At 37.2% G+C, this 13040-nt stretch carries 16 protein-coding genes; 1 reads left to right on the top strand and 15 read right to left on the bottom strand.

Features of this window, described 5'->3' with window-relative positions:
- Positions 1 to 115 precede the first annotated feature (115 nt).
- Positions 116 to 817, top strand: coding sequence for a CDP-diacylglycerol--serine O-phosphatidyltransferase (gene pssA, locus DET63_RS13750; protein ID WP_002011698.1), 702 nt, complete (start codon positions 116 to 118; stop codon positions 815 to 817).
- 32 nt (positions 818 to 849) lie between these two features.
- Here the strand turns inward: pssA and DET63_RS13745 are convergent, their stop codons facing one another.
- The 15 genes from DET63_RS13745 to leuB all read right to left on the bottom strand — a co-directional run bounded on the left by DET63_RS13745 (position 850) and on the right by leuB (position 13026).
- Positions 850 to 1821, bottom strand: a complete 972-nt coding sequence (locus DET63_RS13745; RefSeq protein WP_235661794.1) for a 2-hydroxyacid dehydrogenase family protein — start codon at positions 1819 to 1821, stop codon at positions 850 to 852.
- A gap of 144 nt (positions 1822 to 1965) precedes the next feature.
- Positions 1966 to 2130: a YozQ family protein gene (locus DET63_RS13740; protein ID WP_002030670.1), complete on the bottom strand. Its 165-nt coding sequence runs from the start codon at positions 2128 to 2130 to the stop codon at positions 1966 to 1968.
- Between the two features lie 68 nt (positions 2131 to 2198).
- Entirely contained in the window at positions 2199 to 3218 is a 1020-nt protein-coding gene (locus DET63_RS13735; protein ID WP_113937010.1) for a histidinol phosphate phosphatase domain-containing protein, read from the bottom strand.
- 12 nt (positions 3219 to 3230) lie between these two features.
- A complete protein-coding gene (hisE, locus tag DET63_RS13730) occupies positions 3231 to 3554 on the bottom strand; it encodes a phosphoribosyl-ATP diphosphatase (protein WP_002086729.1) in 324 nt (107 codons plus the stop codon).
- Between the two features lie 10 nt (positions 3555 to 3564).
- Positions 3565 to 3870, bottom strand: a complete 306-nt coding sequence (hisI, locus tag DET63_RS13725; RefSeq protein WP_002086731.1) for a phosphoribosyl-AMP cyclohydrolase — start codon at positions 3868 to 3870, stop codon at positions 3565 to 3567.
- Entirely contained in the window at positions 3867 to 4625 is a 759-nt protein-coding gene (gene hisF, locus DET63_RS13720) for an imidazole glycerol phosphate synthase subunit HisF (RefSeq protein ID WP_113937009.1), read from the bottom strand. The genes hisI and hisF overlap by 4 nt, the downstream gene beginning before the upstream one ends.
- Entirely contained in the window at positions 4619 to 5338 is a 720-nt protein-coding gene (gene hisA / locus DET63_RS13715) for a 1-(5-phosphoribosyl)-5-[(5-phosphoribosylamino)methylideneamino]imidazole-4-carboxamide isomerase (RefSeq protein WP_113937008.1), read from the bottom strand. The genes hisF and hisA overlap by 7 nt, the downstream gene beginning before the upstream one ends.
- Positions 5311 to 5940: an imidazole glycerol phosphate synthase subunit HisH gene (hisH, locus tag DET63_RS13710; RefSeq protein WP_002011707.1), complete on the bottom strand. Its 630-nt coding sequence runs from the start codon at positions 5938 to 5940 to the stop codon at positions 5311 to 5313. Before hisH ends, hisA begins: the two co-directional genes overlap by 28 nt.
- Positions 5941 to 6525 carry an imidazoleglycerol-phosphate dehydratase HisB gene (gene hisB / locus DET63_RS13705; protein WP_002030662.1) on the bottom strand — a complete coding sequence of 195 codons (585 nt, stop codon included), beginning with the start codon at positions 6523 to 6525 and terminating at the stop codon, positions 5941 to 5943.
- A complete protein-coding gene (gene hisD / locus DET63_RS13700; RefSeq protein WP_002126285.1) occupies positions 6525 to 7814 on the bottom strand; it encodes a histidinol dehydrogenase in 1290 nt (429 codons plus the stop codon). The genes hisB and hisD overlap by 1 nt, the downstream gene beginning before the upstream one ends.
- Before the next feature lie 12 nt (positions 7815 to 7826).
- Positions 7827 to 8462: an ATP phosphoribosyltransferase gene (gene hisG / locus DET63_RS13695; protein ID WP_033708301.1), complete on the bottom strand. Its 636-nt coding sequence runs from the start codon at positions 8460 to 8462 to the stop codon at positions 7827 to 7829.
- Positions 8438 to 9700, bottom strand: coding sequence for an ATP phosphoribosyltransferase regulatory subunit (locus DET63_RS13690; RefSeq protein WP_002064441.1), 1263 nt, complete (start codon positions 9698 to 9700; stop codon positions 8438 to 8440). The genes hisG and DET63_RS13690 overlap by 25 nt, the downstream gene beginning before the upstream one ends.
- A gap of 308 nt (positions 9701 to 10008) precedes the next feature.
- Positions 10009 to 10590 (bottom strand): 3-isopropylmalate dehydratase small subunit, encoded by a 582-nt coding sequence (gene leuD / locus DET63_RS13685; RefSeq protein WP_113937007.1) that lies wholly within the window; start codon positions 10588 to 10590, stop codon positions 10009 to 10011.
- A complete protein-coding gene (leuC, locus tag DET63_RS13680) occupies positions 10568 to 11962 on the bottom strand; it encodes a 3-isopropylmalate dehydratase large subunit (protein ID WP_002011716.1) in 1395 nt (464 codons plus the stop codon). Before leuC ends, leuD begins: the two co-directional genes overlap by 23 nt.
- Positions 11962 to 13026 (bottom strand): 3-isopropylmalate dehydrogenase, encoded by a 1065-nt coding sequence (gene leuB, locus DET63_RS13675; RefSeq protein WP_113937006.1) that lies wholly within the window; start codon positions 13024 to 13026, stop codon positions 11962 to 11964. Before leuB ends, leuC begins: the two co-directional genes overlap by 1 nt.
- Positions 13027 to 13040: the final 14 nt, after the last annotated feature.

Below are 13040 nucleotides of genomic sequence, written 5' to 3'. Positions count from 1 at the left end.
ATCTTTCACAAATTGGGAATTTTTTTCGTTTGAGAAAGAAATTTATGGTATGATAAAATAAGTAAACTTTCATACACTAATTAAGAATTTATAACAGAAAGCAAGGGATCAGATTTTGTATAGAGCAGCTATTCCAAACTTATTTACGCTCGGGAATTTATATAGCGGATTTTTGTCAATCGGCTATGCATCTTTAGGATATTATAAATCAGCTGCTATTTTAGTACTGATCGGGATGATGTTAGATAGTCTTGATGGTCGTGTCGCTCGTTTATTACGCGTTGATTCACAAATGGGAAAAGAGCTTGATTCACTCGCGGATGTTGTAACATTTGGCGCAGCACCTGCTGTTTTAATGTATTACACATCTTTTTCCAACTACGGAATCATTGGACTATACATAGCGGGATTATTCCCTCTGTTCGGAGCATATCGCTTAGCACGATTTAATGTAACACCATCTTCTACTTCTATGAAATATTTCACTGGAGTTCCGATTACTGCAGCAGGAGGGCTTGTTGCTTTCTTAACATTATTTTCACATACCATTCCAAAAATCGTTCTCATTACCGTATTTGTAACGTTCGCATTTTTAATGGTGAGCCGTGTTCGTATCCCAAGTTTAAAAGATGTACCAATTCCACGATATAGCATAATTATTACACTATTTTTAGTTGGAATTATTATCACAATGTACCAAACAAGTTTTGGCAACATTTCTGTTTTCTTATTCATTGCCATTCCACTATACATTTTGTATATGTTATCTCAATTTATTAGACAAAGACCTTCTAAAAAAGCGAATAAAGAAAAATAAAAAAACCTTCCGTATTTCGGAAGGTTTCTTTTTTATTTTGTAACTAATACTTTTTGATTTACAGGTGTTACAGGTTCTTCACCATTTAATACAGCTAAAATATTTCTTACTGCCATTTCAGCCATTGCATCACGTGTTTCGAATGTTGCATTTCCTACGTGAGGAGCAAGTACTACATTCTTTAATCCTTTTAGCTCTTCTGTAATTTTCGGTTCAAATTCAAATACGTCAAGAGCTGCACCTTCGATTTCATTCGTTTTTAGTGCATGAGCAAGTGCTGATTCATTCATAATTGGTCCACGTGAAGCATTTATAATATATGCTGTTTTCTTCATCATTTTAAACTGTTCTTCATCAATCATATGATGTAATTTCGGATTATAAGCACAGTTAATTGTAATAAAGTCCGCTGTTTGTAATAATCCTTCCAACGTTACGTATGTCGCTTCCAGTTCACTTTCAGCTTCAGGCTTTCGATTTGGTCCTGTATATATAACATTCATTCCAAATGCTCTCGCACGCTTTGCAACTGCCTTCCCGATTTCTCCAAGGCCAATAATTCCGATTGTCTTACCGTGTACTTCGCGGCCCAAGAAGAATAACGGTGCCCATCCGTTAAATCCAGTTGTACGACATAACGTATCACCTTCAGGAATTCTACGTGCCGCTGCTAAAAGAAGTGCAAATGTTAATTCTGCTGTCGCTTCAGTTGATACTTTCGGTGTATTCGTTACCGCAATTCCTTTTTCTCCTGCATATGTGTAATCAATATTATCGTAACCAGCACCATAATTTGCGATAATTTTCAAGTTTGGTGCTGCGTCAATAACCTCTTTCGATACCTTCGTAGAAAGTAAGCTTAAAAGTGCATCTTTATCTTTTACACGTTCTGTTAACTCTTCTACACTAATTAATTCTTCTTTATTGTACATTTCTACATCATGATTTTTCAATAATTCTAATCCGATTTCTGGAATTTTTCCTGCTACTAATATTTTCGCCACTACTAACACCTCTTCTATACAAAATATGATATCTCTTATATTTCATTGTAAGAAATCTACATATAAAAACCAAGGAATTTGATTATAGTTTTGAAAATCGACACTTTTCCATAAAAAAAGAGGAGATGCAACTCTCCCCTCTTTTTACGCTTTTTCTTGCGATTCTTTCCCAAGCTTCGCATCGATTGTTCCTTCTGCAACTGTATCGCTAATTTGTTCCTCAATAACTGAGTTAGCAGTATTATTTGTTTCAGAAGTATAGGCTTGATCTGCCGCTTGTACGTTTTGTTTATTTTGTTGTTTCGCCATTTTTTATCCTCCTTTTCATTCTTTCTTATTTTGAACAAAAAGGGTGATTTTCATCAAAAAATCTTGTTTCATTTTGAAATTATTCCTTCTTCTTCAAGCAATCTCATCGTTCTTACTCGTTTCGTAAATGTAGCTATGTGAGAAATATCATGATTGCGTAATGTCTTTATATTCTCTTCCACATACTTTCCTAAATCATTCGGATAATGGGCATCTGAGGATAGAGTAATCGGAACTCCATGCTTAGCTAATACTTGTAAATAAAGCGGACTTGGGCACATTTCGCGCACAGGATATCGATAGTACAATCCCGCATTTATTTCTGTTGCTGTATTTGTTTCCACTAACGCACGAGCAATTTCCTTATAATAAGAAAGCTGTTCATTCTCATCCAATCGATAATTAAATACTTTTATGTTATCGAGGTGAGCTATAATATCAAAAAGCTCGGAACGAACAGCACTTTCAACTGTAGCGAAAAACGTGTGATATAAAGTATGTAACTCATGCGTACCAAAATACTCTTTCGTATCTGGATTATCAAATCCCCATCCATCTATAAAATGGACCGAACCGATTACATAATCAAAGTTTCCTAATGCTAGTAAACCTTTTAACTCTTGTTCACCCCCGATAAAATAATCCGCTTCAATTCCAAGTTTGAGCGTTATCCCTCGTTTACTCCATCGCTCTTTTGCCTCTTCAATCGCCTTTGTAAAATCATAAATAGACGTTACTCTTACTTGATCTAACCATTCTTTTTGCAGGCGACCAAGCTTAGAATCACTAATATCTACATACTTTTCATAATATCCTTTCGCTTCATGAAAACGATATAAATGATCGACAATACCAACTTCTTTTATACCTTTTCGCACAGCTTCTTCTAAATATAAATCAATCCATTTCGCTGTAAATGGACCTTCCTTCACACGTCTTTGCAGGCGTTCTTGTGTTTTCATAAGCCATTCCATGGAATGTTTTTCTTCTTTAAGCGGTTCAAAATATTGTAGCGCATCATTTATTTTAGCTAGCCACCCTATTGAATATGGCCCTTCTTCTAAATGAATGTGATAGTCCACTTTCATCCATATTCCCCCTTATAATGTATCTATTTCTCTTCTGTCCCCTACTCGCGAAAGCTTTCCATTTCTTTCTTTCATTTCTTGCATGACATCTTCTAATGGAATATTTTTTTCGGCTAATAGAACAAAACAGTGATAGAACACATCAACCATTTCTTTTACTATTTCTTCTTTATCATTATTTTTAGACGCAATAATTACTTCGGTGCACTCCTCACCAATTTTCTTTAAAATTTTATCTTCACCTTTTGAAAATAAATAATTCGTATATGATTCAGAGAGTGGATTTTTCTTTCGTTCTTCAATTGTTTCAAATAATAACTTAAGGATATCTTCCATATGTATCCCCCTATATAATTTTGTAGTGAAAACACGTTTTTTCTCCCGTATGGCAAGCAGGCCCTACTTGCTTTACGACAACAACGATTGCATCTTGATCACAGTCTAAATAAAGTGATTGCACATATTGGACATTTCCCGATGTACCTCCTTTATTCCATAACGATTGTCTCGAACGGGAATAAAACCATGTTCTTTTCGTTTCCAGCGTCTTGTCATACGCTTCTTCATTCATATAAGCTAACATTAAAACTTCTTTCGTATCTTCCTCGATAACAACAGCTGGTATCAATCCTTTTGCAAAATTAGGTTTCATAACCGCACCTCAACGTTTGCTTCTCTTAATTTTCTCTTTACATCTTGTACAGTCGCTTCACCATAATGAAAGATTGATGCTGCTAATGCTGCATCAACTGTTGTCTTTTGAAATACTTCTATAATGTGATTCACATGACCACATCCCCCTGATGCGATTACTGGAACAGAAACGCTGTTTGAAATTGCTCCTGTTAAACGAAGATCATATCCGTTTTTCGTTCCATCTGCATCCATACTCGTCAACAAAATTTCTCCTGCCCCGAGCTGGGCAACGTGCTTCGCCCATTCGATTGCATCCATTCCCGTATTAAGTCTTCCGCCATTTACGTATACATTCCATTTATCTTCTGCTACTTTTCTAGCATCGATTGCTACGACAATACATTGTGAGCCAAAATGCTCCGCACCTTCCTGGATTAACTTCGGATTTCTCACTGCCGCTGAGTTTATTGAAACTTTATCTGCTCCAGCTCTTAGTAAATTGTACATATCTTTAACACTTGAAATCCCCCCGCCAACTGTGAGAGGTATGAATACTTTTGAAGCAGTTTTTTCTACAACATCTATAATCGTTTTTCGCCCTTCATGCGTCGCAGTAATGTCTAAAAATACGATTTCATCTGCTCCCGCATCATTATATAATGCGGCTATTTCAACAGGATCACCGACGTCTTGTAACCCTATAAAATTCACACCCTTTACTACCCGCCCTTCTTTCACATCTAGACATGGAATAATTCGTTTTGCTAACATAGTTTTGTTACCTGTAACACTTTTTCTAAATCAATCGTTTTCTCGTAAAGTGCCTTCCCAATAATGACGCCATATATGTTCATATCATTTAATCTTTTCACATGTTGAATAGATGCGACACCTCCAGATGCAATCACACGAATACCCACGCTTTTTTGCAGTAACTCTAATTGCTCAAAATTTGGTCCTGCAAGTGTCCCATCTTTTGAAATGTCCGTAAACACAATCGTTTGAACACCTATACTTTCCATTTGCTTCGCTAAATCGATGTACGAAATTTCAGACACATCTAACCAGCCCCTCGTTGCTACGAAACCATTTTTCGCATCAATTCCAACTATGATTTGCTCCTTATATAGACGAACCGCTTCTTCTAAAAATGATTTATCGTAAAGGGCAGCCGTTCCTAATATCACTTTTTCTACACCTACTGACAACAACTTCTCCACTGCCGCGAGTGATCGAACTCCTCCTCCAATTTGCACCGGAATACGTACCGCCTTGCATATTTTTTCAATGACAGGTAAATTTACTGACTCCCCAACAATCGCTCCATCTAAATCAACAACGTGTAGTATTTTCGCTCCAAGTTTTTCAAATATGATTGCTTGTGCGACTGGATCTTCATTCATCACCGTTTCTTTACTAAACTCTCCTTGATAAAGCCTGACGCATCGTCCTTCTTTTATATCGATAGCTGGGAAGATTTCCATGCTTCTACCACCCCTTTGAAATTTTTTAACATTCGCATCCCAATTTCCCCACTTTTTTCAGGATGAAACTGTGCGCCAAATATATTTCCTTTTGCTACAAAACCAGGTACTTTCACTCCATATTCACTTGCCCCATACACAATTTCATTCGGACAATCTGCATAATAAGAGTGGACATAATATACGAAAGAACCGTCCTCTACTCCATTCCAAAGCGATATTTCTCCTTCTTTTTTTAATTCATTCCACCCCATATGTGGAATTTTATAAGGAACTTTTAACTTTCGAATAACACCTGGCAATAAATTTAATCCGTTACAATTTTGTAATTCCTCACTTTTTTCAAATAAAAGCTGCATTCCTAAGCAAATACCCAGAAGCGGTTTTCCTAAACTCCCAACTTCTTTTAGCACACATACTAAATCTTTTTCTTCTAAAACGCCCATCGCTTTCGGAAATGTGCCTACTCCTGGTAAAATAACTCCATCACTTCTCAATATTTCTTTTTTATCATCCGTTATGATGTACTCTGTTCCAATATATTTTAATGCTTGTTCCACACTACGAATATTTCCCATTCCATAATCTATAATTGCAATCAATTACAACATCCCTTTCGTTGAATTTACACCATTAATATTGGCATTTTTATCGACTGCCTCTCTAAGCGCTCGACCGAACGCTTTAAATAAAGCTTCAATTTTGTGATGTGTATTGCTTCCGTATAAAATGCGAGCATGTAACGTAATATTTGCAGCATGAGCAACTGCTCTAAAAAATTCTTCCGTTAATTCTGTGTCAAAATCCCCTAGCTTTGGATTTGTTAATTCACCTTGAAATACAATATATGAGCGCCCGCTTATATCAATCGCTACAAATCCTAAAGATTCATCCATCGGTACATACGCTGAGCCGTAACGGTTAATCCCCTCTTTATTTTGCAATGATTCTTTCAAGCAAGTTCCGAGTACAATTCCAACATCTTCAACCGTATGATGAGCATCAACGAATACATCACCTTCAGCTTCAATTTGCAAACCAAATCTTCCGTGTCTAGCAAATAAAGTTAGCATATGATCAAAAAATCCAACTCCTGTTTGCACAGAAACATTCGTACTTTCATCAAGTTGCAAACTTAATTTAATTTTTGTTTCCGTCGTCTCACGTACTTGACTAGACTCGCGCATTATTCTTCCTCCTTAAACCTAATTTGGATTGCTCTTGCGTGTGCATGTAAACCTTCTTTATTTGCAAGTTCTACAATATGATGCTGTACACTTCTTAACGCTTCTTCCGTATACGAAACGAAGCTTGATTTTTTTACGAAATCATCGACGGATAACGGAGAAAAAAATCTTGCCGTTCCACTTGTCGGTAATACGTGATTCGGCCCCGCCAAATAATCTCCGAGCGGTTCAGGTGCATATGGACCAAGAAAAATTGATCCAGCATGCTTTACATAAGCTAGAGCATTCATTGGCTCTTTTATGTGTAACTCTAAATGTTCTGGAGCGATTTCATTTGATAAATGAAACGCCTCTTCTAAAGAAGGGACAATAAAAATTGCTCCATTTCTTTTTATGGATTCACGAGCGATTTCACTTCTAGGCAACGTCTCTAGCTGCCTTTCTATTTCTCTTTCTACTTCTTTAGCAAGCTTTATATTTGTTGTAATACAAATAGCTGTTGCCCTCTCGTCATGTTCTGCCTGTGATAATAAATCAGCAGCAATATATTCGGCATTTCCTGTTTCATCTGCGATAACTACAATTTCTGATGGTCCAGCAATCATATCGATATTGACTATCCCATATACTTCTCGCTTCGCTAGCGCGACATATAAATTCCCTGGTCCAACTATTTTATCTACTTTAGGAATCGATTCCGTTCCATATGCTAGAGCAGCAATTACTTGAGCACCACCGGCCATATATATTTCATCTACACCTGCAAGACTTGCAGCAGCTAAAATATGCGGATCAATTCCTCCTTGCTTCGGCGGTGTTACCATTACAATTTTTTTCACTCCTGCGAGTTTTGCTGGCAATACATTCATTAATACTGATGAAGGATACGAAGCAGTCCCGCCCGGCACATATACACCTACATTTTCTAACGGACGAATAAGCTGCCCTCTAATTACCCCTTCACTCACGCAATCAAACATAGATTGTCTTTTTTGCTTTTCGTGATACGAGATAATATTTTTCTTCGCCTCTTTTAACGCTTCTAAAAAAGCTTGTTCTACAAACTTACTTGCTTGTTTTATTTCTTCCTCACTTACACGAAAATCTTTTGTCTCTACACCATCAAACTTTTTTGTATAGAACGATAAAGCCTCATCTTTACTCTCCCTTACGTTTTGAACAATTTCACTTACACTTCTTTGAACAGTTTCTTCTATTATATTAGCGCTTTCTCGTAGCGATTTTATTTTCGATAAAGCCTCTTGGAAATCTTCAAAAACTATCTCCATTTAAAGTCCCCCCTATTTCCCTGACAAAATTTCTTGTTCCATCATATTTATAATGCAGAATATTTCGTCTTTTTTAGTTTTCAATGCAGCCTTATTCACAATCATTCGAGCTGATATAGAGCACATTTCCTCAAATACAATTAACCCGTTTTCTTGTAATGTTTTTCCTGTTTCAACAATATCAACAATTGCATCTGCCAAACCTAGAAGTGGAGCAATCTCTACAGATCCTTCTATTTTAATAATTTCTACATCCTCCCCTTTATCATGAAAATATGTAGAAGTAATGTGCGGATATTTCGTAGCAATTCGTTTTTTTCGATAACTCTTCGGATTATACGTAGGAATAGAAGCGACACAAAATTTACACACGCCCACTCCTAAATCGACCATCTCATATATATCTTTCTCAAATTCCATTAATATATCTTTTCCAACGACTCCAATATCAGCTACGCCATGTTCTACATAAGTAGCAACATCTACCGCTTTCACTAAAATAAATGAAATGTTTGTGTTTTTACTTTTAAACACAAGTTTTCTTCCTTTATCTTTGAGCTCCGAACAATCAATTCCAATTTTTTCAAACAGTGGAATAACATGCTTTTCTAATCTTCCTTTCGTCAACGCAATTTGAATGTTACGCATGAAGCCTCCCCTTCTTTCTGGATGATCCATTTCTCTCTCCATACATATTCCACTAGTGACTCACTCTTCGCCTCAACGACTGTCATTATTTTATTCTTGTTTGCAAATTGAAAAGTATCGTTTAAATTAGAGAATAAAGATAACTGGGCATTCTTCCCGTCCTTTTGCAGTAAATTTCGTAACCTTTCCGCTTCTGCTAATCTATTTAACTCATAATGAATCATAATATCTATTCTCTTTCGTTTATATGGTTCTTGCTGCTCTTGAAGTGCCTTAACTATTTGATTTACTTGCACCGCGAGCCCAACCGCTGGCATCATCTCTCCAAAATTTCCAATTAACTCATCATATCTTCCGCCACTAACAATCTCTTCTCCAATTTCATATATATACCCTTTGAAAATAACACCCGTATAATAATCCAAATGTTGAACCATACCTAAATCAATTGATATGTAAGAGCCATATCCTAACTGTTCAATTGTTTCATATATTTCTTTCACTCTCGCAATGGCCATTTTCATTTCATTACTTGAGGCGAGTTTTTCTGCTTCCTCAACAACATCTAAACTCCCGAATAACCTTGGTAGTTTCTCAAGTAACCTTACTGTTTCATCACACCGATTTAATTTCTTTTCTTCTATAAAGTGTGAGAGTCCAGCATAATTTTTACTTTCAATATACGTTCTAAGTAACTTCTCTTCTTCATCATTAATGGGGAGCTTTTTTACGATACATTTATATAACTGCACTTGCCCAATCTCAATTGTGAAAGATTGCACCTTTAATTTTTGAAGTGCTTGAATTACGCTTATCACACATTCAATTTCAGCCCTTACATTTTCAATCCCGATAATTTCAATACCACTTTGCACTATTTCATTATATTTCCCAGTAAGGGACTCATTCGCCCGAAATACATTCCCGCTATAAGTTACTTTAAGAGGAATATCCCCTCTCTGTGTTCCAATTACTCTTGCTAAAGGAATTGTCATATCTGGGCGTAAAACGATAATCCGTCCTTTTTCATCGAAAAATTTATACATCTTTTCTTCATCTATCGGCCTGTTTTGAAATGCAAAAACATCATAAAATTCAATTGTAGGTGTCCTTATTTCTTCATAACCTCTCTCTAAAAAGGTCCGTCTTAATTTTTGTTCCACTTCTTCAATTAACGTACATTCTTCGAATAAGTAATCTCTCGTTCCATTCGGATTTGCCCGTTTCCACTTTGTCATCTCATTTCACACACCTTTCCCTCTTTAATTTATGCCCATTCGATCCACCCAAACCGAAAATAAAAAGAGCCTTGTAGACAAAATACCTACAAGGCTCTTTAGTAGAGTGTAGGTACAACGGGAATAACCCTTGTGCCTACACGTTTTCACGTTAGGTTCAAGGGTTTCATGTATGATGATGTAGTTGTGTAAGCATTTTTATAGATTGCACGATATTCATAATACTTACTCCCTTTCTCCTCTGATTTTCACATAGTATATAACAGTTAATTCTGAATGTAAATACATTTTTAATATTCCGTTATTTCTTAATATAAGGCTATCTCTCTTTCATACTCTCCAATTTCTCGTTCGTATTGCATCGTAATGCTGATTTCATCTAGACCATTTAATAATTTTTCTTTCCACATTTTCTCGATTGTAAAATGAAACCTGTGCGTATTCGTAATAATTACTTCATTCTCTAAATCAACTTCCATTTGATCTCTCGCATTCGTTTTGGCAAGTTGTTCACGCATCTCTTTATCCATTACAATCGGTAACATACCATTCTTCATACAATTCATATAAAAAATATCTGCAAATCCTCCGGCGATAATAACGCGGAAACCATAATCCGCAAGCGCCCACGGAGCATGTTCTCTTGAAGAACCACATCCAAAATTATCACCTGTAATTAATATACTTGCTCCTTTTCGTTCTTGTGCATTAAGGGGGAAATTAGGATTTTCATGGCGCTCATTATCGTAACGCCACTCATCAAATAAATATTTTCCAAATCCCGTCCTTTCAATTCTCTTCAAATATTGCTTCGGGATAATTTGATCTGTATCAATGTTATCATTCATAAGTACTGCGGCAGTACCTTTATGAATATGAAATGGTTCCATCGTAACTCTCCTTTCTAATATCAACAAAATGACCATATAACGCAGCTGCTGCAGCCATAGCTGGACTTACTAAATGTGTTCGTGCTCCTTTCCCTTGCCTTCCTTCAAAATTACGATTTGAAGTAGAAGCACAATGTTCTCCTTCAGGTACTTGATCTGGATTCATCCCAAGACACATTGAACATCCAGGCTCTCTCCATTCAAATCCCGCTTCTTCAAATATGCGATGTAAGCCTTTTTGCATCGCCCGCTCTCTCACACTTTTTGATCCTGGTACAACGAGTGCTCGCACACCTTCTTTTACCTTTTTCCCTTTTACAACAGATGCAGCAATTTCTAAGTCAGATAAACGTGAATTTGTACAAGAACCAATGAAGACATGCTTAACAGGAATTTCAAACGTACTTTGCCCAGGGCTCAATCCCATATATGAAAATGCTCTTTCATCATTTTCGTTATGCTTCTCTGGTAATTTTTCATCAATAGGAACACCCATACTAGGATTTGTTCCCCAAGTGACATACGGTGCTAAATCCGTAACATCTACCGAAATATGTAAATCATAAATTGCATCTGAATCTGTATAAAGCTCCGACCATTTTCCCGTAAACGTTTCATAGTCTTTCGGTGCATATTCACGCCCTTTTACATAAGAAAATGTTTTCTCATCTGGTGCAATGATGCCAGCTTTCGCTCCCCCTTCAATTGCCATATTGCAAAGTGTCATTCTCTCTTCCATACCCATATCACGAATCGTCTCTCCGTAGAATTCCATTACATGACCCGTTCCAACCGCTACACCGTACTTTGAGAGAAGATGCAAAATTATATCCTTTGCATAAACGCCTTTCGGTAACTTTCCTTTTAATTCAATCCCCATCGCTTTCGGTTTTCGTTGCCACAACGTTTGAGTTGCTAATACATGTTCTACTTCACTCGTACCAATACCAAACGCTAAAGCACCGAAAGCACCGTGGGTTGCTGTATGGCTATCACCACATACAATCGTTTTCCCCGGTTGTGTGAGCCCAAGCTCTGGTCCTATAACGTGAACGATTCCTTGCTCTTCATCACCAATATCGGCTAATCGCACCTTAAATTGTTTACAATTGTCACGAAGTGTATCCAATTGCTGCTTCGCAATGCGATCGGTAATATTCCAAACATCTTTCGTTGGAATATTATGATCCATCGTTGCAAACGTTAATTCCGGTCTCCGAACAGTTCGATTTGCAAGCCGCAAGCCTTCAAAGGCTTGCGGTGACGTTACTTCATGAACGAGATGAAGATCGATATATAATAAATCCAATCCATTTTCATTCGTTACAACTACATGTCTCTCCCAAAGCTTATCTAGTAACCTTTTCCCCATTATCTTCCTCTCCCTACTAGTGCCTGCTCTTCCATTTCTTGAATAACTGCCCTCGTAAATGAAGTTGTCGTCTCATTCCCCCCAATATCAGCTGTACATTTCCCAGATTGAAGAACTGCAGAAATTGCCTCTTCAATCGCATACCCTTCTCTCGTTAATCCAAATGATTGCCCAAGCATCATCGCTACTGAACGCATCATCGCAATTGGATTCGCTTTATTTTTACCTGCAATATCTGGCGCTGATCCATGAATAGGCTCATATAAAGACGGCCCGTTTTCCGCATGGCTCGCTGATGGAAGCATTCCTAATGACCCTGCTAATACAGAAGCCTCGTCGCTCAAAATATCACCAAATAAATTTTCTGTTACGATAACGTCAAATCTCCTTGGGTTTCGAATTAACTCCATAGCAGCTGCATCTACTAAAATGTGCTCTAATTCAACATTAGGATAACGAAGAGCTACTTCTTCTGTAACAGATCTCCACAATTTACTAGATTCTAAAACATTCGCTTTATCAATAGAGGTTACTTTTTTCTCTCTCTTACTCGCTAATTGAAAAGCATACGACACGATACGTTCAATTTCATGACGATGGTACGTAAGTGTATCAGTTGCCGATTCTTCCGTTCTTTCTTTCGGATAAGAGAAATAAATACCGCCTGTTAGTTCACGAACGACAACGAAGTCAATTTCATCTGCGTTTTTTAATGGCGATAAATGTGCAGTTGCGCTTTCTACTGTTACAGGGCGAACGTTTGCAAATACACCAAGTCCTTTTCTTAAAGCTAATAATCCTTTCTCTGGCCTTTCTTTCGCATCATCCCACCGCGGTCCACCAACCGCTCCAAGTAAAACCGCATCACTTGCTAAACAAGCGGCAAGTGTTCGCTGTGGTAATGGTTGCCCATTTAAATCGATAGCCGCTCCGCCAAAGTACTCATCTTGTAAATGAAAGTGATGTCCATATAGCCTCTCTACCATATGCAATACTTCCTTCGCGCTTTCCATAATTTCCGGACCAACACCATCACCCGCTAAACAAACGATACGTTTTTCCAATTAAAACACTCCTT

This window comes from Bacillus sp. DB-2, from assembly GCF_003315125.1.
In the GTDB taxonomy this organism is placed as follows: Bacteria; Bacillota; Bacilli; order Bacillales; family Bacillaceae_G; genus Bacillus_A; species Bacillus_A mycoides.
This window is presented reverse-complemented; position numbering and strand designations above follow the sequence as displayed.

Excerpts from the sequence above, each read along its gene's own strand:
- hisF (WP_113937009.1), bottom strand. The coding sequence starts at position 4,625 with ATGTTAGCAAAACGAATTATTCCATGTCTAGATGTGAAAGAAGGGCGG.
- DET63_RS13735 (WP_113937010.1), bottom strand. The coding sequence starts at position 3,218 with ATGAAAGTGGACTATCACATTCATTTAGAAGAAGGGCCATATTCAATA.
- hisG (WP_033708301.1), bottom strand. The coding sequence starts at position 8,462 with ATGCGTAACATTCAAATTGCGTTGACGAAAGGAAGATTAGAAAAGCAT.
- DET63_RS13690 (WP_002064441.1), bottom strand. The coding sequence starts at position 9,700 with ATGACAAAGTGGAAACGGGCAAATCCGAATGGAACGAGAGATTACTTA.
- hisD (WP_002126285.1), bottom strand. The coding sequence starts at position 7,814 with ATGGAGATAGTTTTTGAAGATTTCCAAGAGGCTTTATCGAAAATAAAA.
- leuC (WP_002011716.1), bottom strand. The coding sequence starts at position 11,962 with ATGGGGAAAAGGTTACTAGATAAGCTTTGGGAGAGACATGTAGTTGTA.
- hisI (WP_002086731.1), bottom strand. The coding sequence starts at position 3,870 with ATGAAACCTAATTTTGCAAAAGGATTGATACCAGCTGTTGTTATCGAG.
- leuD (WP_113937007.1), bottom strand. The coding sequence starts at position 10,590 with ATGGAACCATTTCATATTCATAAAGGTACTGCCGCAGTACTTATGAAT.
- hisE (WP_002086729.1), bottom strand. The coding sequence starts at position 3,554 with ATGGAAGATATCCTTAAGTTATTATTTGAAACAATTGAAGAACGAAAG.
- DET63_RS13740 (WP_002030670.1), bottom strand. The coding sequence starts at position 2,130 with ATGGCGAAACAACAAAATAAACAAAACGTACAAGCGGCAGATCAAGCC.
- hisA (WP_113937008.1), bottom strand. The coding sequence starts at position 5,338 with ATGGAAATCTTCCCAGCTATCGATATAAAAGAAGGACGATGCGTCAGG.
- hisB (WP_002030662.1), bottom strand. The coding sequence starts at position 6,525 with ATGCGCGAGTCTAGTCAAGTACGTGAGACGACGGAAACAAAAATTAAA.